The 23,570-nt window shown below is 54.4% G+C and carries 18 protein-coding genes; 9 read left to right on the forward strand and 9 right to left on the reverse strand.

The window, feature by feature from the left end:
- Positions 1 to 31 precede the first annotated feature (31 nt).
- Both alaS and CL1_RS04970 read right to left on the reverse strand, forming a co-directional pair.
- The gene (gene alaS / locus CL1_RS04965; RefSeq protein WP_014788795.1) at positions 32 to 2,773 is read right to left on the reverse strand and encodes an alanine--tRNA ligase; all 2,742 of its coding nucleotides are present in this window, start codon (positions 2,771 to 2,773) and stop codon (positions 32 to 34) included.
- Between the two features lie 55 nt (positions 2,774 to 2,828).
- Positions 2,829 to 3,125, reverse strand: coding sequence for a hypothetical protein (locus CL1_RS04970; protein WP_014788796.1), 297 nt, complete (start codon positions 3,123 to 3,125; stop codon positions 2,829 to 2,831).
- A 133-nt stretch (positions 3,126 to 3,258) separates the two neighbouring features.
- Between CL1_RS04970 and CL1_RS04975 the strand changes: the two genes are divergently transcribed.
- From CL1_RS04975 to CL1_RS04990, 5 genes are all read left to right on the forward strand, one after another.
- Entirely contained in the window at positions 3,259 to 4,044 is a 786-nt protein-coding gene (locus tag CL1_RS04975; protein ID WP_237266284.1) for a phospholipase D-like domain-containing protein, read from the forward strand.
- On the forward strand, positions 4,045 to 4,176 hold the full coding sequence (locus CL1_RS10890; RefSeq protein ID WP_257719863.1) for a hypothetical protein: 132 nt from the start codon (positions 4,045 to 4,047) through the stop codon (positions 4,174 to 4,176).
- 174 nt (positions 4,177 to 4,350) lie between these two features.
- Positions 4,351 to 7,677 carry a hypothetical protein gene (locus CL1_RS04980; protein ID WP_148267283.1) on the forward strand — a complete coding sequence of 1,109 codons (3,327 nt, stop codon included), beginning with the start codon at positions 4,351 to 4,353 and terminating at the stop codon, positions 7,675 to 7,677.
- Between the two features lie 4 nt (positions 7,678 to 7,681).
- On the forward strand, positions 7,682 to 8,194 hold the full coding sequence (locus tag CL1_RS04985) for a hypothetical protein (RefSeq protein WP_014788799.1): 513 nt from the start codon (positions 7,682 to 7,684) through the stop codon (positions 8,192 to 8,194).
- Positions 8,195 to 8,237: 43 nt separating this feature from the next.
- The gene (locus tag CL1_RS04990) at positions 8,238 to 8,747 is read left to right on the forward strand and encodes a hypothetical protein (protein ID WP_014788800.1); all 510 of its coding nucleotides are present in this window, start codon (positions 8,238 to 8,240) and stop codon (positions 8,745 to 8,747) included.
- A gap of 241 nt (positions 8,748 to 8,988) precedes the next feature.
- On the opposite strand, the gene hisS is transcribed toward CL1_RS04990, so the two are convergent.
- From hisS to CL1_RS05010, 4 genes are all read right to left on the reverse strand, one after another.
- Positions 8,989 to 10,302: a histidine--tRNA ligase gene (gene hisS / locus CL1_RS04995; RefSeq protein ID WP_014788801.1), complete on the reverse strand. Its 1,314-nt coding sequence runs from the start codon at positions 10,300 to 10,302 to the stop codon at positions 8,989 to 8,991.
- 66 nt (positions 10,303 to 10,368) lie between these two features.
- Positions 10,369 to 10,983 carry a MarC family protein gene (locus CL1_RS05000; protein WP_014788802.1) on the reverse strand — a complete coding sequence of 205 codons (615 nt, stop codon included), beginning with the start codon at positions 10,981 to 10,983 and terminating at the stop codon, positions 10,369 to 10,371.
- A 107-nt stretch (positions 10,984 to 11,090) separates the two neighbouring features.
- Positions 11,091 to 12,233: a cation:proton antiporter gene (locus CL1_RS05005; protein WP_014788803.1), complete on the reverse strand. Its 1,143-nt coding sequence runs from the start codon at positions 12,231 to 12,233 to the stop codon at positions 11,091 to 11,093.
- A 21-nt stretch (positions 12,234 to 12,254) separates the two neighbouring features.
- Positions 12,255 to 12,812, reverse strand: coding sequence for a CBS domain-containing protein (locus tag CL1_RS05010; RefSeq protein WP_014788804.1), 558 nt, complete (start codon positions 12,810 to 12,812; stop codon positions 12,255 to 12,257).
- 157 nt (positions 12,813 to 12,969) lie between these two features.
- On the opposite strand from CL1_RS05010, the gene CL1_RS05015 reads away from it, so the two are divergent.
- Positions 12,970 to 14,433, forward strand: coding sequence for an NAD(P)/FAD-dependent oxidoreductase (locus tag CL1_RS05015; protein WP_014788805.1), 1,464 nt, complete (start codon positions 12,970 to 12,972; stop codon positions 14,431 to 14,433).
- A gap of 2 nt (positions 14,434 to 14,435) precedes the next feature.
- Here CL1_RS05015 and CL1_RS10825 read toward each other — a convergent pair whose 3' ends face one another.
- Positions 14,436 to 16,262, reverse strand: a complete 1,827-nt coding sequence (locus CL1_RS10825; protein ID WP_052304113.1) for a transglutaminase-like domain-containing protein — start codon at positions 16,260 to 16,262, stop codon at positions 14,436 to 14,438.
- A gap of 130 nt (positions 16,263 to 16,392) precedes the next feature.
- On the opposite strand from CL1_RS10825, the gene CL1_RS05025 reads away from it, so the two are divergent.
- The 3 genes from CL1_RS05025 (at position 16,393) to CL1_RS05035 (ending at position 20,884) form a co-directional block, all read left to right on the forward strand.
- Positions 16,393 to 16,920 carry a hypothetical protein gene (locus CL1_RS05025; protein ID WP_014788807.1) on the forward strand — a complete coding sequence of 176 codons (528 nt, stop codon included), beginning with the start codon at positions 16,393 to 16,395 and terminating at the stop codon, positions 16,918 to 16,920.
- A gap of 47 nt (positions 16,921 to 16,967) precedes the next feature.
- The gene (gene ttuA / locus CL1_RS05030) at positions 16,968 to 17,885 is read left to right on the forward strand and encodes a tRNA-5-methyluridine(54) 2-sulfurtransferase (protein ID WP_048152376.1); all 918 of its coding nucleotides are present in this window, start codon (positions 16,968 to 16,970) and stop codon (positions 17,883 to 17,885) included.
- A 320-nt stretch (positions 17,886 to 18,205) separates the two neighbouring features.
- Complete coding sequence (locus tag CL1_RS05035) at positions 18,206 to 20,884, forward strand: S8 family serine peptidase (protein WP_237266285.1); 2,679 nt, start codon at positions 18,206 to 18,208, stop codon at positions 20,882 to 20,884.
- A gap of 78 nt (positions 20,885 to 20,962) precedes the next feature.
- On the opposite strand, the gene CL1_RS05040 is transcribed toward CL1_RS05035, so the two are convergent.
- Both CL1_RS05040 and CL1_RS05045 read right to left on the reverse strand, forming a co-directional pair.
- Entirely contained in the window at positions 20,963 to 21,448 is a 486-nt protein-coding gene (locus tag CL1_RS05040; protein ID WP_048151956.1) for a hypothetical protein, read from the reverse strand.
- 76 nt (positions 21,449 to 21,524) lie between these two features.
- A complete protein-coding gene (locus CL1_RS05045; protein ID WP_187287179.1) occupies positions 21,525 to 23,489 on the reverse strand; it encodes an alpha-amylase/4-alpha-glucanotransferase domain-containing protein in 1,965 nt (654 codons plus the stop codon).
- Positions 23,490 to 23,570 lie beyond the last annotated feature (81 nt).

A 23,570-nucleotide genomic window follows, 5' to 3' on the forward strand; every position in this document is an offset into this window, starting at 1 on the left:
AGCTACACTTAAAACTTTAAAAAATTGACTATCAGCCGAGGCTCTTCTTCACCTCGGCTATGGCCTCTTCCGCCTTCAGCGGGTTCTTTATCCTGCCCTGGGCAAGTTCCTTCCTTCCGCCGCCACCACCGCCGGCAACGCTTGTTATCACCTTCGCGAGCTCTCCAGCCTTGAGGTCGAGGCCATCGCCGACGGCAACGACGAAGTGGCCCTCCCTGCTGATGAGAACTACTACTCTCTTCTCCTTCCTGAGCCTGTTGGCAGCTTCGCGGAGGTCGTCCATGGTCCCTTCAACGACCGCGCCGATGAACTCCACCTCGCCGACCTTCTCAGCTTTGCCCTCAAGCTCGTAAACGAGCAGCTTCGCCAGCTCCTTCCTGAGCTTCTCGACCTCCTTTCTTGCCTCCTTCCACTCGTTGAAGAACCGCTCGGCGGTTTCAGGCACCTTCTCCGGCGGCACGCGGAAGATTTCTGCCGTCTTTTTGAGCAGTCTTTCCGTCTCCTGCATCCAGTTAATTGCAGCTTCTCCAGCGGCGAAGATAATCCTCTCAACGCCGTCCTGTATGCGCTCCGTTCTGAGGATTTTAATCGGGCCTATCAAACCTGTGCTCGGCAGGTGCGTTCCACCGCAGGCCTGTACGTCCCAGCCCTCTATCCTGAGAACCCTGATGACCCTTCCCGGAACGACACCACCCTGGTAGAGCCTGAAGCCGTACTTCATCTCCGCCTCCGTCCTCGGCAGCCACTCCCACGTTACCTTCCTGTTCTCCATCACAACCCTGTTCGCCAGGCGCTCAATCTCCCTAAGCTCTTCCTCGGTTATGCGCTTGTAGTGGCTTATGTCGAGCCTCGCCCAGTCGGTGTGGAGCTGACTGCCGGCCTGCCAGACGTGCTTTCCGAGAACCCTGACTAGAGCACCCATGAGGACGTGCGTCCCGGTGTGGTGGCGCATGTGCTGTATCCTCCTCTCCCAGTCGAGCTTCCCATGAACCTTCGCTCCGGGCTTGAAGGACTCCGGCCTCTCGACCCTGTGGAGTATGACCTTCCCGACCTTCTGAACTTCAGTAACCTTGACCTCTTTACCGTCAACGACCAAGACACCAGTGTCGTAGGGCTGGCCGCCGCCCTCCGGGTAGAAGGCCGTCTGGTTCAGAACCACCCAGTCCTCTATAACCCTGAGCACCTCGGCATCGAACTCCTTCATAAACGGGTCCTCGTAGTAGAGCGTCCTCGTCTCTGGAAGGTCCTTGACCAGCTCGAAGTCCACCACGTATTCCCCAGCGGTCTTCTTCTCGACCTTCTCGGCCTGCTTGGCAACCAGCGTGTAGAAGTTGTCCGGAATCTCGACCTTTATGCCCTCCTTCTGTGCCACCTCTGCAACTATCTCCGGGGTAAGGCCGTGGCTCTCGTAGAAGAGTATCAGCTTTTCAAGCGGGAGCTCGTTGATTCCCTTCTTCTTGAGCTTCGCTATCTCGCGCTTCACCAGGTCGCTTCCGCGCCTGAGGGTCTCCTGATAGCGCTTCTCCTCGACGTTCACGATGTCGAGGATTACCTCTTCCATCTCCTTGAACTCCGGGAACGTCGGGGAGAGCTCCTTTATGTGCATGGCCACTATCTCAGCCAGCGGTATTTCAAGGCCCAGCTCGCGGAGGTGCCTTATGCTCTTCCTTATGAGGAGCCTCGCCAGATAGCCGGCCTTGACGTTGGACGGGATAACCCCATCAGCGAGCATAAAGGTTAAAGCCTTGGTGTGGTCCGCTATCGCATAGATCAGCTCGTAGGGCCTCACCGCTTTTTCAAGCTCCTCAACGCTTATGCCGACGCGCTTTGCAACCTGCTCGCGAAGATAGCGAAGGTCGCCCATGTCCTCGATGTCGAACATTCCAGCCAAGCGGGAGTTCTCCATCAAAATGCGCTCGTCTATCTTTTCAACCCCTGCCATCTTCTTGAGCGGCTCCACCACGTAGCCGAGGACGGCGTCGTAGGCCGTTGGGGTGCCCTGGCTCATCCAGACGAGCCTCTCAAGGCCGTAGCCGGTGTCAACAACCCTCGTCTCCATCGGAACGTAGTAGTCGCCCTTAATCTCCACCACCTGGCTCGGGTCGGCGTTCTCGGGGGCCTTCTTGTACTGCATGAAAACGAGCGTAGCAACCTCTAAACCGCGGTAGAGCACCTCGAAGGCCGGCCCGGCGTTTCCTCCGCCGGCCCAGGGGTTCTCCTTGAAGGTTATGTCCTCTGGCTTCATCTTCAGCTCCCTGGTGAAGAACTCGAAGGCCAGCTCAACCGTCTCGTCCATCCAGTATATCGGCTTCTCCGGGTAGTTGAAGGCGTGGTGGGCCATCATCTCAAATATCGTGAAGTGCCTGCCGGTGATTCCAACGTTGTCTATGTCGGTGAACCTTATCGAGGGCTGGCTTATGGTGAGCGGGTTTGCGGGCGGGTCGGCCTCGCCGCTGATAACCCAGGGCTGGAAGTCCATAATTGAAGCTCCAACGAGGAGCACATCATCTCTCCAGCGCGGCAGAACCGGGTAGCGCTTCACCCTGCCGTGGCCGTGCTTTTCGAAGAAGCTCAGGAACTTCTCGCGCATCTCGTCGAGGGTGTACTTCCTCGGTATGCCGGGCTTTCCGATGAACTGGTACTCGTCACACGGTGGATCGCCACAGGTTTCCCTGTCAGGGTCAAGCGTCCAGAAGAACTTTCCGCACTTGGGGCACCGCTTTCTTATCCAGCCTTCCTCCTTAAACATTCTCGTGGTCATGTCCATGCTCATTATCCTCACCTCTCAAGCTGGAGTAGAAAAGGAAGTTGGGCTATTAAGGTTTTCCTCAGTCTTTTGAATCGGGGCCAAGGTCGACATCAACGTCCTCGAACCGCTCCTCGTCGATGTATATCAGGGGAATCTTCAACTTCCGGAGAAATTCGACCAGCCGTTTCTCGCGTCGCTCCATCATCTCAACCCTGTGCCTCAAACTCGCGTTCTCTATCGCCAGACGGTTGGCCTCGTCCACCTTAAGGTTCAGTTGCATTCTTAGCTCTATCAGCTCCTCCTCCAGCTCCCGGAGCGAGCGCTCCAGCCGGTCAATTTCCTCCAGGTACTCCCGACAGAGGCGTTCCTTTATCATCGTGGTCAGCCCCGCGAAACCTCCTCACCGATCAGGGGGCTCCAGACTCATCATCCCAATCACCAAAGGTAAGAAGGGGACGTTAAAAGGTTTCACCCGCTAAAGCTTTAAGGGGGCCCCTTGAGAACCCTTCATGCGACCGAAAACGTGCTTCATAGCCATATTGGTGGCAGCGATGCTCGCGGTGGCAGGCTGTCTTGGAAGCACCTCAACGGTCGGAACCGCCACCACCGAAAAGACTGTACCGGTGGAGAGAACCGAGACCATCACGAAAACCGTCACCGTAACTGAGACGGAGTACATCGTAAACCAGGGTGCCGAAACGGAGCTAAGGAAAAACCTAACAGCCTGCCTGGAGAACCTGAGGCTTTTGAACGCGACGCTGAACAGGACGAGTGAGAGCTTAGATGAACTCCGCGAGAAGTACCGCGACTGCCTGCTGGAGAAGCCAAACACCGCGGAAGAATCTCCCCCAGTAGAACTGCTGGTGGACGACGCGTATTACAGGAGCGTCATCGAAAGCCTCCGCAGTGCGCGGGAGAGCATTTACGTCACGATGTTCCTGATGAAGTACGACCCCACCGACAGCTATGACCACGCCAACGACCTGATAAGGGCGCTGGTGGAGGCGAGAAGAAGGGGAGTGAACGTTTACGTGATACTCGAAAACGGCATCGAGGACAACAGAGCCGCCTACGACTATCTCCGCTCCAACGGGGTCGATGTGGTCTTTGATTCACCTTCGATAACCCTCCACACCAAGATGGTGGTGATAGACGGCAGGGTGGTTTACATTGGAAGTCACAACTGGAGCGAGGCCGCGCTGGACTGGAACCACGAGGTCAGCGTTAGGATCGAGTCCCAGGAAATAGCGGAGACGCTCTTGGAGTACTTCGGGGAAATTAGAAGGGGGTACTAGGTGGTAAAAATGCTGGAGAGGCTGAAGAAGGCCTACCTGCACTGGCGCTCCCGCTGCCCCTTCGTGCGGAGACTTGAGGCGTGGAGAATGAAGAGAAAAGCGAAGGAGTTCAGGGTTGAGTTGAAGAGATAGGTTTTTGCTGTTTCCCAAACTCTTTATTCCTCTAAAACGATTTAAACAACGATGCTTCACGCTCCCCACAGTTGAAGTTTTCCGTTTTTTGCGTACTATTTTTAGTGGTGTGCAAAATGTGGATAGAAAAATCTTTTAGGTTCTAACTTTAGTTAGTACTGCGGTGAAATCTCGATGAGGAAGGCGGTAGGAGTACTGTTGGTAATCCTCCTGCTGGGGTCGATGGTGACGGCGGCGGGAAGTACAGCCCAAGCCACCAGCCTCGAAACTCGGAACGACCCGTACGAGAAATTCTGGGAGATACTCAACAGGGAAGCCGAACTCGTGGTTCAGTTCAACGCTACCGGGAACACCACCCTCGCCAGAGAGTTGATTCAAAACTCTCGCCTTGGTGCGGAGAATGCTGCGAACATTTCGGCCTTAATCTGGCAGGCTTTGGAGGAGCTGAAGGCTTCTGGTGTAAAGACGTACTACACTGCCGAAGAGTTAAGGGAAATGGCTCAGAACATCAGCCGGAATGGCCTCCCCCAGGAGACGGTAGAAGCTTTGAAGGCTCAAGGCTGGACTGACGAGCAGATTCAAGCTTTGGAAGAGTACATTGTCAAGAACGCTGATGGTATTAACGAGGACTTCAACATGACGGCCTTTCTCGAAGAATTCTCAATGGCCTTCATTGATGTTGCCTTCAAGTACAACGAGTACGAAACCTGGACACTAGAAAAATGGAAATGGACCAATCCCCAGGAGATTAATATGAACCTGGGGAACCTATTAATAAACCCGGTTTTAGCCGACGAATGGCTTGACCTTTACCTGGGGCACAGTGAGGGGAATTATAGCAAAATGAAATCGGCAGCAGAAAAGCTGAGGGACAAAATGTACGATATGATTGTGGGGAAGACTCTCAACAAGGAAACCCTTACGGAACTGAAGGAACACGGCGACCTCTGGCAGTTAATAGAGTTGAGAAGGGACGTTTATGTCATGTGGTGGCTGAAAAACGGGGGAGTAGTTTTCAGGGTTTACAATTCCGCGGACAACAGTAGTTACGGGGTCTACTACTGGCCAAACGCTACCGCGGCATACGAACTGGCGAGCAATATCGAAGCACTGCTGACGGCCAAGGAACTAGGAAACAATAACCCAGAAGTGCAGTGGAGACTGAACGATAAAATCGAGAGGCTGAAAAGCTCCTTGGGTGTATACCCCGTGAAAAGCGGTAACAGTAGTGACATTGTAACCGTACCGCAGGACAGCATCGAGAATATAACCCTGCCCATAATAAACCCCGGGGAGAAATACGGAGGAATAACTGACCCGGTCAAAAAACCGGCAATGGATTCAAGTAACATACTCAATTCCCAAAGCATCGAAATAACGCCATCAGAAAGCAACTCTGAAACTTTCAAGGAGGGCTCCAGAATTCTAACTGCTCTAAATCCTGACACCACAAGGTCACTTAAAATTAACAACGTAATGGTTATCCCTGTGGAGGTTTCAGAGGATTACGCAACGTACAAAGTCTCCATGGACATCACGGTTAGTGGGGCAAGCGCCACAAACGTAACGGTAGAGATCGAAGGAACGGAACTTAAGTACTCCAAAGACATCGGAGCTATCGACAACGGGGAAACCATTACAGTCGAGAGCACGGTCAGCGGAAGAGTTTATGGGGATTACGAAGTGGAAGTCAGCGGAAAGATTAAGGTGACTTATCAGTTCATCACGGAATATCACACCAACTCAGAAAGCAGCTTAAATCCAGATGATACTCCCCCAACCTATTCAACACTCCAAGCCGTTGAGGAGTACTCCTCAACGATAAAGCTTCAATACGACCCCACAAAGAACATAGACGTTGAAGTCATGACAACCCCCCAGAGTGGAGATATCAAGGAGAATGATCCCGTCCAGTTTAAAATAAAAGTTAGCAATCACAATCCCTTCAGCATCACAGGTAGTTATTACTTGAAAGTCGAAGTGCCATACATAGTTTCTGAAAACATCATGGAAAGTAAATTTAAAGAGTTCACCGGCTCTCTTTCGCTTCAGGGATTCGACGACTCGACCGTGTACGTTGGAAGCATCACTTATCCCAAGCAGGGAACTTACAAGTATGAGGGCTACTTTAAGGTAGGACAGTACTACAAAAAGTTCAATGGTACCATAGAAGTCAAACCTCGCCCAGATGGAGAATCTCCAAGAATCAAAATCACCCCATTGGACTGGCCATCAACGGCTCGCAGAGGAAATACCGTCAGCTTTAAGGTACAGCTTGATAGCACCCACCACAATGATAGGGAGGCAAGAGTGGAGCTGATAATAGACAACGAACTTCCCCCGGTTCAGACGGTTGAAACGTCTGTTAAGGCGGGATCCAGCACCACGGTAACGCTCACTTGGTACGTCCCCAGTAGCATTCCTCTGGGCGAGCACAAAGTAACGGTAAGAGTCTGGTCGAGGGATAGTACTACTTCCAATTCAGAGTACATCGCAGACGCAATAACACTAAGCAATCCGGATAACCCAGATGACGAAAAGGACCACACCATCAATATCGGAGGACTATTCAACATTAAGTTGCTCGCTTACCCGACTGAGCTTGAGGGTGGAGGAGAAGTGTATTTGCAAGTGAAGGCCTGGAATTACGATGGATCACTAATTCCAGTCAAAGGATTTATTGAAGTCGATGGAGACGTGATTAAAAACATTGAAGCCAAGATTCCCGCAAGTGCTAATGGAGACCAAATCTTAAAACTTAGATACAACTTTGCTGGCGTAGGTACTCACACGATCAAAGTATTCCTCGACAATCACGATGGCGAACCAAATGGGGAGGGAGAAGAGTACTGGAGCGAAGTGAGGGTTGAAGTGAAGGGAAAAATGGCGTCGTCATACTTGGATTGCACCCGTGAGGTATACCCTGGGGAAAAAGTTACTTGCGTGGCATCATGGAATCCACACATCACCTTACAGTCACTTACACTCAAGGAGGTGTGGTTTGGCACAAAAAAAGTATGGGATGTGGATTTATCAAGCGTGAAAATGGTTAAAGGGCCAACATTAACCCCAACCAGTACGATTCAGGTGGAAATTAGACTCGATGATGACTTTGCGAACTATTATTTCGGAGAGCGTCCATGGGATCCTGTTGACAGGGTATTCAGCTCTTACAAGGATAGGCTTGCCGGTTACACGTACAAGGTCAAGTTCATCTTCGAAAACAATGTAATCGCAGAAGACCTAGTAATGGTCAAGGATAGGGGGATTATAGACGAAGTCAAGAACTTTTACAATGACATCAAAGACGATATCGACGCTGGAAAATATGTCGCAGCAACCTACATATTCCTCAAAGGGAGTGGGAAACTAGCCACAAAGACCGCAAAAAGAGTCGGAGGACTACTCTCAATCCTCCTCATAGGGGCCGATATCCACGACTGGTTATTTGGGCCAAATCCGGACACCGGATTGGACAATAACAACGTCGTAGGAGGGTGATGGAATGAGAGAAGTAATCCGGTACGTCCCGACACTAATCGGGATTCTCTCTTTAATTTTCCTGTTTTCCACGGGGGATAACTATTCCGAGACGGCTTACCCCCTGCTCCAGCTGAACTTGTATTTGACAGCGGCTGTTTTAGTCCTGCCGTGGTTTGAAGACGTTGAATTTAAATTTGAGACAAAGGTCTTTATGCCTTCATGGCTGTCTGTGGCGGCGGTAATAGCAGGAATGGAATCTCTAGGTGGCTTCGCTGCAATCCTGTGGTTATTGTGGCTGTTCCTGCCGCTTTTTAAGATCGACAGCGTGCTCACTTTCCTGAATGAAGTGGCGGAGGACTTGAAGCTGAAGGAACACCCGGCGAAGACACTTTTAATAACGGCCATTCCACCCCTGCTCATCGCCGGGTGGTACCACGTAATATACGGCATTCACACCCTTGTCCTAGCAGCAGTATACACAATCTATGTTATTTTCACGGAATTTAAGAGATCCGAGACCTCATGGACAAAATGATAAAAGAAAAGTCAGAAACCGGCAATTAGTAGGAGGTGTGAATATGGTAAGCGATGGAACACTGGTTTTCCTTTTGATTTTCCTTTCCCTTGTTTATGGGAGGTTCATATACATTGGGGAGACAATTAGAGGTGTCCGTGATTCCCTAGCATTATTGCTTTCCTTCTACATAGCGGGAGAAGTACTTTTGAAATCCGAATCCAGATTTTGGGGGCTGTTGGTGTTTATCTTAGTGTTCTATCTCACTGCCGTTGGATACTACTCGTTCTTGGATATTCAGGGCAAACTTGAAGAGTTTTTATCCAGCAGGGAGAATCCCACAAAAACTAACTTAAAAGATTCCATAGCCTTGATAGCCCTTATCCTCCTGTTTGGCGTTTTTCCGGGGATCGCGGTATACGTCGCAACCCACAGCATTGTGCTCTCGATTACTGTGGACCTTGGAACGAGTCTGTTTTTCTTCACTCTCCCTGATTTCGACAAAAGAATATTTGAACTCGTGTTTAACGCCTACACGGTTCTGACTGTTGCGTCTTCAGTGTTGAGACTATGAAGCAACTCTCACTTGCCGACTAACAATCTACAATGAATACGATCATAATTTAAAAGTAACGGGAGACATTTCGTGTTTGTAACAGTACCAGCCCTCTGGGTGGCGGGTTATGAAAATGCACGTAAATGCAGGTACGTCACATGGAAGAACATCAAAAAATTACTGGCGATGGCAGTTGGACGCCTTGCAAAAAACGGCAATGAACGGAGGCCAGGAAATGATTGAAAAGGCCAAAGTGAAGCTAAAGCCCCAGTATCCCAGCGATGACCTCCACGACCTCTTCCTTTTCCACAACCCTCTGCTCGCCGCCCTCCATGTCCCTTACCGTGACCCTTCCCTCCGCGAGGTCCTTCTTTCCGACGAGAATCACGTAGGGGACGCCGAGCCTTCCCGCGTAGTCCAAAGCCTTCCTCAGCTTCCTTCCCGTCAGCTCGATGTCCGCCTTGATTCCAGCCCTTCTCAGGGCGGAGACGACCTCAATCGCGGCCTTTTTGAGATCCGGTTCTTTCCCGATTGGAATCACGTAAACATCGGGCCTGAGCTTCGGCTCCGGGATGAGGCCCTTCCACTCGAGTATTGGGATGAGGCGCTCTATCCCTATGGCAAAGCCCGTCGCTGGAGTTGGCTTGCCCCCAAAAACTTCAATGAGGTTGTCGTACCTTCCGCCACCGCCTATTGAGCCGATTCCGAGGTCGTTGGGCGCTATGGCCTCGAAGACTATGCTGGTGTAGTAGTCAAAGCCCCTCGCGATGCCGAGGTCTATCCTTATCCACTTGGAGACTCCGTAGGCGTCGAGAAGGTCAACAAGCTCGTAGAGCCTTGCTATCTCCGTCTTGGCTGCATCGCTCGTGAAGAGTCCCTCCGCAAGGGGGAGAACCTCGTCGGGTTTGCCCTTAATCTCTATGAGCCGAAGAACCTTCTCAACCCCGTCATCACTCAGCCCGAAGTCCCTCAAAGCTTTAACGAATTCCTCCCTGCTCATCTTGTCCTTCTTGTCTATGAGCCTCATCAGGCCGATGTCGTCTTTAACGCCGAGCATCTTGGCAAACTCATCGAGCAGAACGCGGTCGCCTATGTTCACCGTGAAGTCCTCCAAGCCGGTCGCCAGGTAGCTCTCGACGAAGAGGGCTATGACCTCCGCGTCGGCCTCAACTCTATCGCTCCCTATCAGCTCAACCCCCGCCTGCCAGAACTCCCTGTAGCGGCCGCTCTGGGGTTCTTCATACCTGAACATGTTGGCGATGTAGTACCACTTGATGGGCTTTGGGGCGGTCTGGAAGGAGTTCACGTAGAGCCTGGCTACGCTTGACGTCATATCCGGCCTAAGCGAGAGGTTCCGCCCGCCCTTGTCGTCGAAGGCGTAGAGCTGCTCCACCACCTCCTCGCCGCTCCTCAGCTGGAAGAGGGTGGTGTATTCAAAGGTCGGCGTGAGGACTTCATGAAAGTTATAGCGCTCGAAAACCTCCCTTATCCTCTCGAAGACCCACCTCCTTTTGGCCATCTCCTCGGGCAAAAGGTCTCGCGTTCCCTTAACTTTCTCCAGCCGAACTTTCATTCTCAACCCTCCTTTCCCTGGGAAAAGCGGAAGGGGTTAAAAGGTTAGCCCATGAAACTTTGACGTTTATCCAGCGGATGTCATGAGCAGGTATATTCCGACGACACCCTGCACCATCATCTGCGCTCCGATAGCCATCGTGAACATACCGATTATCCTTATGAAGACGCCGAGGGTGGTCTTGCTGACGTTCTTGATGACGTAAAGAGTCACGAACATCACGAGGGCCGTCAGGAGTATGGCGATGAAGATTGCCGCGGTCGCGTGGTAGAGGCCCTTCTCCGCGGTGAGGGTTATCGCGGTGGTTATGGCTGCGGGCCCGGCTATGAGGGGTGTCGCAACGGGAACGGCCGCCAGGGCGAGTATATTCTTCTCCCTCTTGAGCGTCAGCATTCCACCGCTCTCCAGGGCCTCAAGGCCTATCTTGAAGAGCACGAAACCCCCTGCCACGCGCAGGGCGTTGATGTCTATGTGGAATATCTCCTGGAGGATTATCTGGCCGGAAACCGCGAACAGGAAGAGGAGCAGAAAGCCGATGAGGTTCGCCCTCACGATGAGGGTCCTTATGTCCTCTATGTGAAAGTCCTCCCGGAGGAGGCTGACCAGGAGTATCTTGTCGCTCGGGTCTATCATGATGAGCATGAAGAGCGCCGAACTGAGTATCGAAAGCCACTCGCTCATGTCCGCCACTGCGGTGAGGGTTTTATAAACCTATGCCCGAAAGTGTACTTCGAGCGATGACGAGACCGGCACTGGCTGAGGCGTGATGAGCACTCGGTTGGCCGAGCTCAACCCCTTGAAAACACGAGCTTCAGCAGTGGAGGGGTCACAAGGGTCGTCGCCATGACCATCGCTATGGCTATGGAAAAGCTCTCGTTCGTCAGGATTCCTTCGGAAAGGCCGATGTTGGCCATTATAAGACCAACCTCCATTCTCGGGATCATTCCAACGCCTATCTGGAGGGACTCACGGAGGTTAAACTTCGAAAGGAGGGCCCCGACGCCGCACCCGACGACCTTTCCGACGATGGCGAGGAGTGAGTAGACCAGCGCGAAGGCACCTGCAGCGAGGACCACGTGGGCATCGGTCTCGGCGCCGACGCCGACCAGGAAGACCGGAATGAAGAAGGCGTAGCCTATCGTGACTATCTTGTCGGTTATCTTCTTGGCGTCCTCGCTCCCGGCAACGAGTATGCCCGCCAGGTAGGCCCCGGTTATTGCCGCTATCTGGAAGTACTCCGCCAGGTAGGCGAATATCAGCATGACGACTATGGAAACCGTCGTGACGGTCTCGGGGAGGTTTATCCTGTGGGAACCCCGGAGGACCCTCTTGACCACGCCCCTACCGAGCAGGTAGCTCAGCAGGAAGAAGGCAGCTATCTCGACGAGGAGCACACCTATGTCCCCGGGGGAGACGGTCCCCTTGGTGTTCATGGCCACGAGAATGGTGAGGATTATTATGCCCAGGACGTCGTCCACGACCGCGGCAGCTAGAATCGCCGCGCCAACGCGGGTTCTCAGCCTCTTCATCTCCATGAGGACGCTCGCGGTCAAGCTGACGCTCGTGGCCGTCATGACGCCACCGAGGAAGAGGGCCTCCATGTTGGGATAGCCCCACCTGAGGGCGACGGCGTAGCCGAAGATGAAGGGAAGGGCAACGCCGAGGGAGGCTATGAGGAAGGCGGGCAAGCCAACGCGCCTGAACTCCTCCACGTCCGTTTCAAGGCCGGCAAGGAAGAGGAGCATTATTACCCCCAGCTCGGAGATGAGCCGAACACCCTCACCGTAGGCCACGAAGTCGAGAAGAGAGGGGCCGAGGATTATCCCGCCTATTATCTGACCCAGGGCCGCGGGGAAGCCGAGTCTTGAGCTCAGGTAGCCCATCAGCTTGGCCGTTACCAGGATTACCGCGAGCTCCAGGAAGACGTCCATGGTAACACCCGATTTTAGTCGTTAAAGGGAGACGAGGCGTATGAGGCGTATTATGTCCTTAACCTCCAGCAGACCGTGAACCCTGTTGTCCTCATCGACGACGGGAAGGTGATGCTTTCCGGTCTCAATCATTATTCTTATCGCTTGTCCAAGGTCGTCGTCGATTCCAACCGTTATGGGCCTGGTGACCATTATGTCCTCAACCCTCGTCGCCCTAGTGACGGAGTACCTCTTCAGCAGGCCGAAGCCCACTATGGAGTGCCTCCGGGGAACGTCGAAGAGGTGGAGTATGTCCTTCATCGTGACGAATCCGACGAGCTTTCCCTCGGAATCAACGACGATGGCGGAGCTTTCCTCCTCGCCCATGCTCTCGATGAGGGTCGCGAGGGAATCGTGGGGGTGGACGACGAGGTAGTCCCTGTCCATGACCAGCCTCACCGGGACCTTGGAGACGTATCTAATGTTGTGGCTGAGCTCCTCCTTGCGCTGGAGCTGGAGGAGCCGTCTCTTGCTGTGGATTATCCGTATCTTCTTGGCCTTTGTGGCCTTGACGCTTTCCACAGTGTCCACGAGTTCCATGCACCCCACTGGAAACCCTAATACCCAAAAGTGTTTAAATGTTTCGGGAATATTTTGAGCTATTTATGTCTATTTTGGGAACTTAATTCGGAAGAATTAACCAAAAATTTGCCAAAAACTTTTTAAGGCGGGAGCCATAGAACTCGGCAAGGGAAATATGGTTTCTGGAAACGAAAGCGGAAAGGCCTACGACGTCGTAATTATCGGGGCCGGGCCGGCCGGCCTCTTCGCGGCCTACGAGCTCGCCGAAAAGAGCGACCTGAAGGTTCTCGTAATAGACGAGGGCGGTGACGTGAACCAGCGCGTCTGTCCGATGTTCGAGCTCGGCTACTGCATCGAGTGCAGGCCCTGCCACATAATGAGCGGTGTCGGCGGGGCAGGCGGCTTAAGCGACGGCACTATAAACCTCCGCCCGGACATTGGAGGCGATTTAAGCGAGCTCACCAACGACGAGAACTACGCCTGGCAGCTCGTCTGGGAGGTTGACCGGATCTTCCTGAGGCACAAAGCCCCGAGGAACCTCTTCAAGGGGAAGCAGGAGCAGGTGAAGTACTGGGAGCAGAGGGCGGCACAGGCGGGGGTCAAGTTCATTCCGATAATCCAGAGACACATTGGCTCGGACAGGACGCCCGAGGTGATAGCGGACATAAAGAGGCACCTCGAGGGCAAAGGCGTCGAGTTCCTCCTCTGGACGAAGGCGCTGGAATTCGGGAAGGGCTGGGTGAAGGTGAAACGTGGAAAGGACGTCTTCGAGATTAAAGCTCGCTACATCATCGTCGCCCCCGGCCGCGGAGGGGCGGACTGGTTCCACGAGGTAGCTCAAAAAATAGGGCTCAAAGCCAGGCACGGGCCGATTGACGTTGGCGTCCGCGTCGAGGTTCCCGCCATAGTGATGGAGCCGATAACGAGCATAAACCACGACCCCAAGTTCCACATCTACACAGACACCTACGACGACTTCGTGAGGACCTTCTGCACCAACCCGAACGGCTTCGTCGTTGAGGAGCGCTACGACGGCTACGTCGGGGTGAACGGCCACTCCATGCACGAGAAGAAGAGCAACAACACCAACTTCGCCTTCCTCAGCAGGATTGAGCTGACGGAGCCGGTGGAAGATACAACGGCCTACGGGAAGAGCATAGCCCAGCTGGCAACGACGATAGGAGGGGGCAAGCCCCTAATCCAGCGCCTCGGGGACCTTAGGAGGGGCAGGAGGAGCACCTGGGCGCGCATAAAGAGAAGCGACGTCGAGCCGACGCTCAGGAACGTTACCCCTGGAGACATAGCGATGGCGCTACCGCATCGCGTCGTGACCAACATCATCGAAGGTCTAGAGAAGCTCGACCGCGTTCTTCCGGGCGTTGCGAGCGACCACACCCTTCTCTACGCCCCGGAGATCAAGTACTACGCAATGAGGGTCGAGGTCGATGAGAACCTGGAGACGAGCATAGAGGGGATTTTCGCCGCTGGAGATGGTGCTGGGCTGAGCAGGGACATAGTGAACGCGGCCGCCACCGGATTGCTCGCCGCTAGGGGGATACTTAAGAAGGAGGGCCTTTTCACGGAGAAGGACTTCAGGAAACCGGGGAACTGGAAGAACAAAATAGAGGAAATGGAATAGTTTCAGCCCGCAACCTCCATGACCAAAAGCAACTCCGGAACCTCAAATGAATCCCCCGTGTGGTCTCTAACCGTTATTTCCCCGTATTTTCCGATTTTTAGGTAGTAGTGATCGCACTGACTCAGGATTTCACGCCACTCGCCCCCATCGAAATCAGGCCCAGGCCATAGGTAGCGGACGAGCTTCCCGGCCATCAGGGAGGTGTAGTAGAACCCAATGAGGGGGTGGCGCGAGGAGAGCACCCAGCCCTTCTCGAAACCACCCGGAAGGTAGCCGTTGGCGTAGTCGCCGGTGGCCAGCAGGGCCCCGAAGTCCTTCTCCGCGAGGTCCCTCAACCTCTCATCTTTCGTGTACCCTGGGTACTTCTCAACGAGCAGTTTCTCGACGAGGGTCCCAAGGCTCCCGATGTCCCCCTCTCCAGGTGCTCTGGCCATTGCCTTGAGGCGCTCGGCCCTCCAGGTCCAGTTTCTAACCACGACCTCGCCACGCTCATCGAGCGAAACCCTGTAAACGGTCACGTTCTCTATCTCGCCCATGCCCGTGTATATCGAGTACCAGTAGTAGTTTCCGAGGGGAACTGGCGGAAGTCGCTGGTCGAGGACGAGGTAGGTGCCGTTGACCTTGATGGCAACCGTCGCGTGCCCGGTGCTCCTGTTCCAGTAGTCGATGCTCAGAACGTAGACTGGACTAACGTTGGCCTCGAGGAGGAGGCCCGACGTCAGGAGGGCATAATCGGTGCAGATTCCGCTTTTCAGGCGGTAAGCCGTGTCGTTGATGGCCTGGACGCGGGTGAGGTTGAGGTACAGCCACTTTTCGGTTTCGTTCAGGCTCTCCCACCGGACCACGCTTTCCTCAACGAACTCGGCCTTGGTATGGTTGTAGGTTATTGTAGCGTTTATCCACTCAAGGATTGCCCACGCCCGGTCAAGAACCGAGCCGCTGGAGAGGTTCCTGGCTATACCGGAGATTTGCTGCCTCATAATCCTGCTGAGACCTGCCTTGAGAGTTTCCTCATCGAGCCCGTATCTCCAGTCCAGAGCGGGATCGGTCCCGATTTCAACCTCATAGCCGTCGGACAGGTAATCCTCATCGGTGTCGGGGCTGATGGGGTCGAGGCCGTGCTGGGCCTCGTAACCGTCAAGAAGGGTATCGTTGTCGGAGTCCTCCTCCCACGGGTTCGTTCCGTAGGCAAGCTCCGAGTAATCGTCAAGTCCGTCATCATCGCTGTCCTGCCTGAGCGGGTCGGTGTGATATGTGAAAATTTCCCCGTAGTCACCCAATCCATCTCCGTCGGTATCGGCCGAGAGGGGGCTGGTGGTGTAGTTTGAAAGCTCGCTGGGATCACTCAGGCCATCGCCGTCGGAGTCTGCACTCAGGGGATCTGTCCCATACCGAAGAACCTCGTCACCGTCCCCGATGCCATCGCCGTCAGTGTCCTTCGACAGGGGATTGCTGCCGTAAGTATGGACTTCGGATCCATCACTCAGGCCGTCTCCGTCGGTGTCTTTCATACGGGGAGAGGTGTTGTAGACGTTCACTTCGAAACCATCGCTGAGACCATCGTCGTCAGTGTCCTTGAGTGTCGGATCAATGCCGTGTTCCAGTTCAAACCCATCGCTGAGACCGTCCCCGTCGGTGTCCTTATTGTTGGGGTTCGTCCCGTATTTACCCTCCTCCGAGTCGGGTATTCCATCACCATCGCTATCAGCGACGCCGCTGCCCGTGACGGTTGGAGTGAGCGAAGTCTGCCCACCTCCAATGCACCCCGCGGAGAACACGGAGACCACGAGCAGTGAAACCACGAGGAACACCAGCCCAATCCTGCGCACGGAACCTCACCAGAACACGGGGCGCAAGAAGGACTCTTAAGGTTTTATCTCATCACATGATACTTTCTCACCATGTGAGATTAAAGGAAAATTTCTAAGATCCCGCGATACAATTTTGATGGGTGGTCGTATGGAAGCGCTCGCAATGGTGATAGGCTCGGCGGTTGCGTACCTCGTTCTCTCAGGGAGGAGGGAAAAGGAATGGGAGGAGGAGCTTGAGCTCAGCAGGGGGCTCAACATCATAAGAGCCTTCAAGGACCCGGACTATAACATAACCCCCAAGAACCGGCAGAACACCAAGGTCGCCGTTAAGCACGCCGTTAAAATAGACAAACGCGCCCTCCTGGAGGGCATGCCAAAGAGTGCGACGGTGATTATCGTGGACAGTGCGGGAAGGGCCTACGCAGGCAAGTTCGGAGGAATTGAATATGAAAGGAGAGGCCTGATCCTCAAGAGGGACGTCCCAAAGGTTAAGATAAGAACCGCAAAGCAGGGCCGACCAGTTGTGAGGGAGTACGATGAGATCCGAGAGGTATACGTCAAGCTGATGAAGAGCACCGAGGGGATAATAGACGAATGGAGGAGGGACAAGTTCTACTACGCCGCAATCGTGGCAAAAAAGAAGGGTGTGTATCCATTTAAAGTACGGAGAGGATAACGTTAAAAGCCCCCGACATCTTCTATTTTCGGTGAGATAAAATGCCGATGAGGTGCAAGTTCTGCGAGAGGAGCGCGTTCATCAAGCTCCACTATCCCAAGATGTACCTCTGCGAGGAGCACTTCACGGAGTACTTCGAGAGGAAGGTGAAGAGGACGATAGAGCGCTACAAGATGCTCAGGCCGGACGAGAGGGTCCTGGTCGTCGTCAGCGGGGGCAAGGACTCGGCCGTTACCGCTCACGTCCTCAAGAAGCTCGGCTACGACATCGAGTGCCTCCACATAAACCTCGGCATCGGCGAGTATTCCGAGAAGAGCGAGGAGTACGCAAAGAGACAGTGCGAGGCTCTGGGCGTTCCTCTCCACGTCGTCCGCGTCAAAGAGCTCCTCGGGAAGGGCATCGGGGAAGTGAGGACGCGCAGACCGACCTGCTCCTACTGCGGGCTGACGAAGAGGTACATCTTCAACAAGTTCGCCTACGACAACGGCTTCGACGCTGTAGCTACCGGCCACAACCTCGACGACGAGGCGAGCTTCATATTCTCGAACCTCATGCACTGGAACACGCAGTATCTAGCGAAGCAGGGGCCGGTGACGCCGGGCGAGTTCAACGGCAAGCTCGTGAAGAAGGTGAAGCCCCTCTACGAGCTGACCGAGAGGGAAGTGGTGGCTTATGCCCTCGCCAACGGCATAGAGTACCACATCGAGGAGTGCCCGCACGCGGTCGGAGCGACGACGATAGAGTACAAGGAAATCCTGAACGAGATGGAGGAGAAGAGGCCCGGAACGAAGATGAACTTCGTCAAGGGCTACCTGAGGAAAAAGCATCTCTTCGAGGCCGAGCTGGAAAGGGCGGAGCTTAGGGAGTGCAGGGTCTGCGGCATGCCATCGAGCGGAGAGGTTTGCTCCTTCTGCAGGTTCTGGAGGCTTGAGGAGCCATTGGAGCTCATGATAAAGCAAAGATGAATTGGACAAAGAAAAAACTTAAGTCTTTCTAATCCCATAATGTTTTGGGGATCCCCATGAGAAAAGTCGCAACGGTTGTTGTTCTAGTAGTAATACTAACGTCCCTAGTGGGAATCTGGATAAGCTACGGAAGAAGTTCGCCACAAACAGTAAAACAGCACCCTCCCATCGAGGCAACCCTCCCCCAAAAGAACACCGATGGGGAACCTTTTGAAATTATAAAGCCAGAGCACTCAGCGATACCCCAACCGGCTTCATACCCTCAGGCCACTGTTCCAACGGCTCCATCTCCAAAGTCACCAAGCGTAAAACCCGTTAAGGTGTCGCTTCCACCAATCACTCCGGCCACAACACCCTCAGAGAAGAAAGGCGGGAAGCACGATCCCAGCATCGTCCAAAAGCTACGGGAGTCTGACTTCATTCCAGAAGGCCAACAGGTAAAATCCAATCCAAAGGGAGTCCGCGTTCTGATATACATTGACCCGGATTACTTCAAAGGCAAAAGCTTCAAAGAAGCCATACGATCCGCCAAGGCCCTTCTAGAGCAGAAGGGCGTGATCGTTCTGGACGCTGGTGCTAATCCTATAGTGGCAGTGGTTCCCGACGAGAGAACACTCACAGCAGCTGAGAGCCTGACATTCGTGGCCTACGTAAGGGACGGTGAAATCCCTTTAGCACAACCAACGGCAGGTAGCGTGCTCAGTCAGGGTGTCTACAACATTTCAGCCCACTATGCCTGGAGCAAGGGTTACAACGGTAGCGGGGTAAGGGTTGGAGTGCTTGACATACCCAGTGGGGTAGGGGGGTTCTCCAACTACCAGAACCTAATACAGGCCGGTGAGCTACCACAGAACACGCAGCTGTACGCTGACTACGGCACCGGAAGCGGGGTTCACGGGAGCGCGTGCGCGGAGATAATATACGACGTGGCCCCGGGAATAGATGGAATGTACCTGGGGGTCTATTCAACCACGGAGGAGATGTACAACGTTACCAAATGGTTTGCGGACAACGGGGTTAAGGTGGTATCCCACTCGATAAGCAACTACGGCTGGGGGCCGAGTCAGTTCGACACGGACAACGATGGAATTCCGGAGTTCTGGGACGTTTATCGGGTAATCAACCACACCCTTGAGAACGGTATCGTCTGGGTAAACGCTGCTGGAAATGGCAGAGACAAGCACTGGGAAGGTGACTGGAAGGACGCCGATGGAGACGGCTACCTGGACATCTATGGCACGGCGAGCGATTCTTCCAGCGTTGAACTCGATAGGGAGGCCATACAGGTGGTACTCAACAGCGGTGTTTCCAGAACATTCCAGGCCTGGATACGGTGGACCGACTATCCGTATCCAGCCCGTGGGCCAACGAACGATTTTGACGCCTATCTCCTTTGTGATAACGGGAGTGCATGGGAAACTGTGGCCAGTTCTGAAGACCTCCAAAACGGCGCCTTTGGACAGGAGCCCTTGGAATACATTTACTTCGACCTCGCCAGCAAGGGCTGGGACGACGGCGAAAACCATCACTGCATGTTGGTCGTTACTAAAAACAATGCGCCAGATGCCAATTCAATGCACTTCGACATTTGGTGGACCAAAGTGGCGGGTTACTGGTATCGCGATGACGGCACCTACAGAGCTGTAGTGGAGGAAGGCAGCGTGAGCCCACCCGGCGACCACCCCGGTGTTCTCACCGTCGGTGCGGTGAACTGGAAAGATGTTTCAACGCCTGAAAACTTCAGCGCGATGGGACCGGCGTACAACCCCTACCTGCAGACGGGTTACTGGCTCAAGCCCAACGTTGTTGCCCCGGACGGTGTCGCAACCTATAGCTTAGGGTCATTTTCCGGAACCTCCGCAGCCGCCCCCCACGTTGCCGGCGTGGTGGCGGACGTGCTGAGCGCGAGATCAACGATAACACCAGATACCATGATCTGGATCATAGAGAAAACCTCAAAGGACATAAACGCCACGGGGGCCGACTACTACACGGGTTACGGTCTGGTGAACGCGAGCGACGCAACGCCCCAGAGGGTTGGCTGGACGTATCCGACCCCCGAGAGGGACTCGATAGTGGACGTGCAGGAGGTCACCCTCAACGTCACGACATGGTACAAGCAGCTCAACCAGAGCAACCTGACCCTCGATGGGACGACATACCGGATGACGGGTAGCTCGAACCTGAAATCCTGGTGGACTTCATTGAGCGACCTTCCCGAGGGTGAGCACGTCTACAACGCCACGACCCTCGACAGGTTCAAGGTATGGACCGTGCAAACGTACAGCAGGAGGTTCTACGTGAACCTTGGAACCAAGAACCCCACCGAAGGAATAGACGGGGACGCGGTCACGGGGCCTGGAGGAGCCTGGGCCAACGACGAGACGATAGCGCCCGACAGCTCAGGTATAGTCGATGGAACCTTCGTCTGGAAGGACGCCAACGACGCCTACACGTCCCCCTGCACTGGAAGAACATACAACATCACAGAGGTCCAGTTGAGGGCCGACGGGGACCACATCTACGTCCTCGTCAAGTTCAAGGACACGCTGCCAATAGGAACCAACCCCGCTCCCCTCGTCGGAGTAGGCTTCGATACAGATAACGACGGAAACCTCGACTACAGGGCCTACGCATTCCTCAACAAGCCCGGCGTCAGCGATGGAAACGCAGAATTCCTCGACGTCTACGACTCCAGCTGGAACAACGTCGCTAACGGCGACCCGTCCCACACGGTGTTCGTGGCCCTCAACAACGTCGTTGAGATGCAGATCCCCCTGGGAGTGATAGGTAGTCCCAGCGGAACCATAGGAATATCCGCCTGGGTGTACGAGGGTCTCGGGGCGGAGAGGATCTGTTACGGCAGTGACTCGATGACTGACAACGGAAACACCCTGACGACGGTGGACCTTGCACAGGTGCCCTTCTCCCCCAATATTTCGTTGCTTGTACTGGCAACCCTGGGGATCGTGGCGTATCTCAGAAAACAGCAAAACTGATGGGTGAACGTCTAATTTTTCCACTTTTTTAACTGCTACTAACAAGACTTCGGGCCCTGAGCTGTGATGATGGCCACCCTAGCTGAGGCCCACGTGGTTTCTGGCTTTTTTCCTTATCCTGTAAACCTCAGGTATCGCGTGGTAGCCGTAGATGACCATCACCCTGCCGATGACTATGAAGAGGATACCAATGTAGATCAGCAGCAGAGGGATACCGAGGAGCATAAGACCGTATCCCCAGATTATTGCAGGAACCCCCGAGGCTTCGTAGAGGTAGTAGTTGGCGAGAACGTCGAAGACCGAACCAATGGCCAAGAGAAGCAGGCCAAACCGTGGAAAGCCCCCCAGAATCACGGCGCCCCCAGCCAGGGCGAAGATTATTGAAAAGACCACGAACCTGAATATCCTCGAATCGCCGAAGACATCTGCAAAGCCGCTCATTCCCAGAGCGTAGGCACCAAGTCCGAATAGAGAGATCAAAAAGCCCAGGAAGCCACCGAGCAGGCCAGAGAGTATGAGGACCACCTGGCCAATAACAGCGTTTCTCGAGGCGTCCTCGATCACCACAACCCCCCAACTTAGACTCGTAAAAAGGGTTTAAAAAAATTTTGGAATCGGGGAAAATTTGAAAGTGGAAAACTCAGAGCTCCCTAAAGTGGAGCCTGAAGCGAAGCTCACCCTCGACCGGGAAGAGGATTGTATAGCTGACGCCCTGCTGAATGAAGTCCCAGCCGCTCTCGCTCTGGCTGAGGGTCTTTATCGGATACTTCCAGACCCTCGCTTTTTTGTCCAGCTCTACCGCAACCCTCCCAATACCGTAGGGGTCGTTCACCTCGAACCTCTCAGCCTCAAACTCTCCAGGGCTTTCCATGACGCTGTGGACGGCCAGGTTAAGCTCGACGCCGAAGAGGGCCTTGCTTTCACTCCTCACGGTGTAGTCCACGACGAAGCCGTCCTCACCCAGGCGGAAGGACTTCTCAACACGCGCGGGTCTTCCTGAAACGGTACCGTCGCGCCAGAGGGTTATCCCGCCCTCGAAGGTGCTGTAGTTATAGGCACCGGTTACGAAGTCTCCCAGCTCGATGTGCCTGTTGAGGCGGTACTCGTCGAGGGCCGTCTCAGGCTCAAGGAAGTGGTCCTGGAGGAGGGCCCTCAGGTGGTCGTCGTAAGCCAGCTCCCGCCGTATCTCGTCCGGAATCTTCCTCCCGACCTCGTGTATGCTGGCCACTCCTTCGCCGTCTTCTCCCTCTGGAGTGGCCGCCTCGGGAACCTCGTGGTAGTGCTCCCAGCGCCTCGCGAGCACGTCGTTGTAGTTCACCGCCTTTTTCTTTGAGCTGAGCTCGAAGAGCGCCCCACCGTAGGCCGGCTTGAAGACCGCGTAGAAGTTCTCGTTCTCGATGAAGACCTCGTCCCTACCGTCGAAGTCTATGTCGCGGACGAAGCTGCCGGTGGAGACGTAACTGTTGGCCTTTATGATGTTCTCCCACACGGCCCTACGCAGGTGGGGGAGGTAGACGCCTCCGAAGACGCCGTGCCAGTAGGCGTCGTTGCACTGGGCCTTGAGGAGGTAGCCTCTCGCCTCCGGGTTGTCCCTGACAAGCTTGCTTACCATCAACATTCTCTTGTGCATGTAGTTGCTCTCGGGGTACTTGAAGAAGAAGTTCTTCCAGATTCCTCCCCTGACGAAGACACGGTAGCGCTCGAACTGGCCCTGCCCCTTGAGCTTTTCAACGAACTCGACGAAGAGCTTGGCCTGCTCCGCCGGAAGGCTCCACTCGCTCATCTCGAAGTAAGATGCGATTGGCAGGTAGACCAGCCCCCTAGGCCTGAAGCGCCAGAGGTACTCGGAGTAGAGGGTGAGGTTGATCCGCTCGTCGCTCGAAATCCTGTCAAAGAACTCCCTGAGCCAGCCCCTCTCGTAGACCCACTCGTACGTTCCGGGCCAGACACCGAACTTCTCGCCGTCGTCGTGGAAGACCGCGACCTTGCTCCCGTCGCCGTCATCGAGGGAGTGGAGGTACTCAAGAGTTTTCTCCACTGGACGGAACGGTATTAGGTAACGCAATTTCTCGTCTATTGGAAAGACTGCTATAACCTCCCCGCCGTCCTCTGTGTAGTACGGCCAGAACAGCTGTTCCTTGCTAAGCCCGGCGCTCATAAAGTGATAGTCATCGACGATGACGTACTCTATCCCCGCCTGCCTGAGACTTTTCACCAGCTCCGGCTGCCACACGCGTTCGGTCAGCCAGACGCCCCTGGCATCGTAGCCGAGCTCTTTCGCGAAGTTCTTGAGGAGCTTGATCTGTTCTATTCTATCCTCCTTCGGAATCGCCGCAAGGACTGGCTCGTAGAAGCCGGCAACGACTATCTCAAGCTGGCCCCTCTTCACGAGGCTCCTAAGCAGGTCTATGTGCTCGGGTTTGTTCTCGGCCAGCCACTCAAGGAGCGGGCCGGAGTAGTGAGCCGCAACCTTCATGTTGGGGTACTCCTCCAGCGTCTCCATGAAGGGCCTGTAAGCTCTCTCGTAGGCGCTCTCAAAGACCCAGCCGAAGTTTCCGAGGGGCTGATGGTTGTGAATCCCGAAGATGAAGTTCACCATTGGCAACCACCCACCAAAGCTGTTATCACTACCGGTGATATGGAAAGAAAGGCATATAAACCTTTTTCTCGTAATACTCACCACGGG

The organism is Thermococcus cleftensis, assembly GCF_000265525.1.
Lineage (GTDB): Archaea > Methanobacteriota_B > Thermococci > Thermococcales > Thermococcaceae > Thermococcus > Thermococcus cleftensis.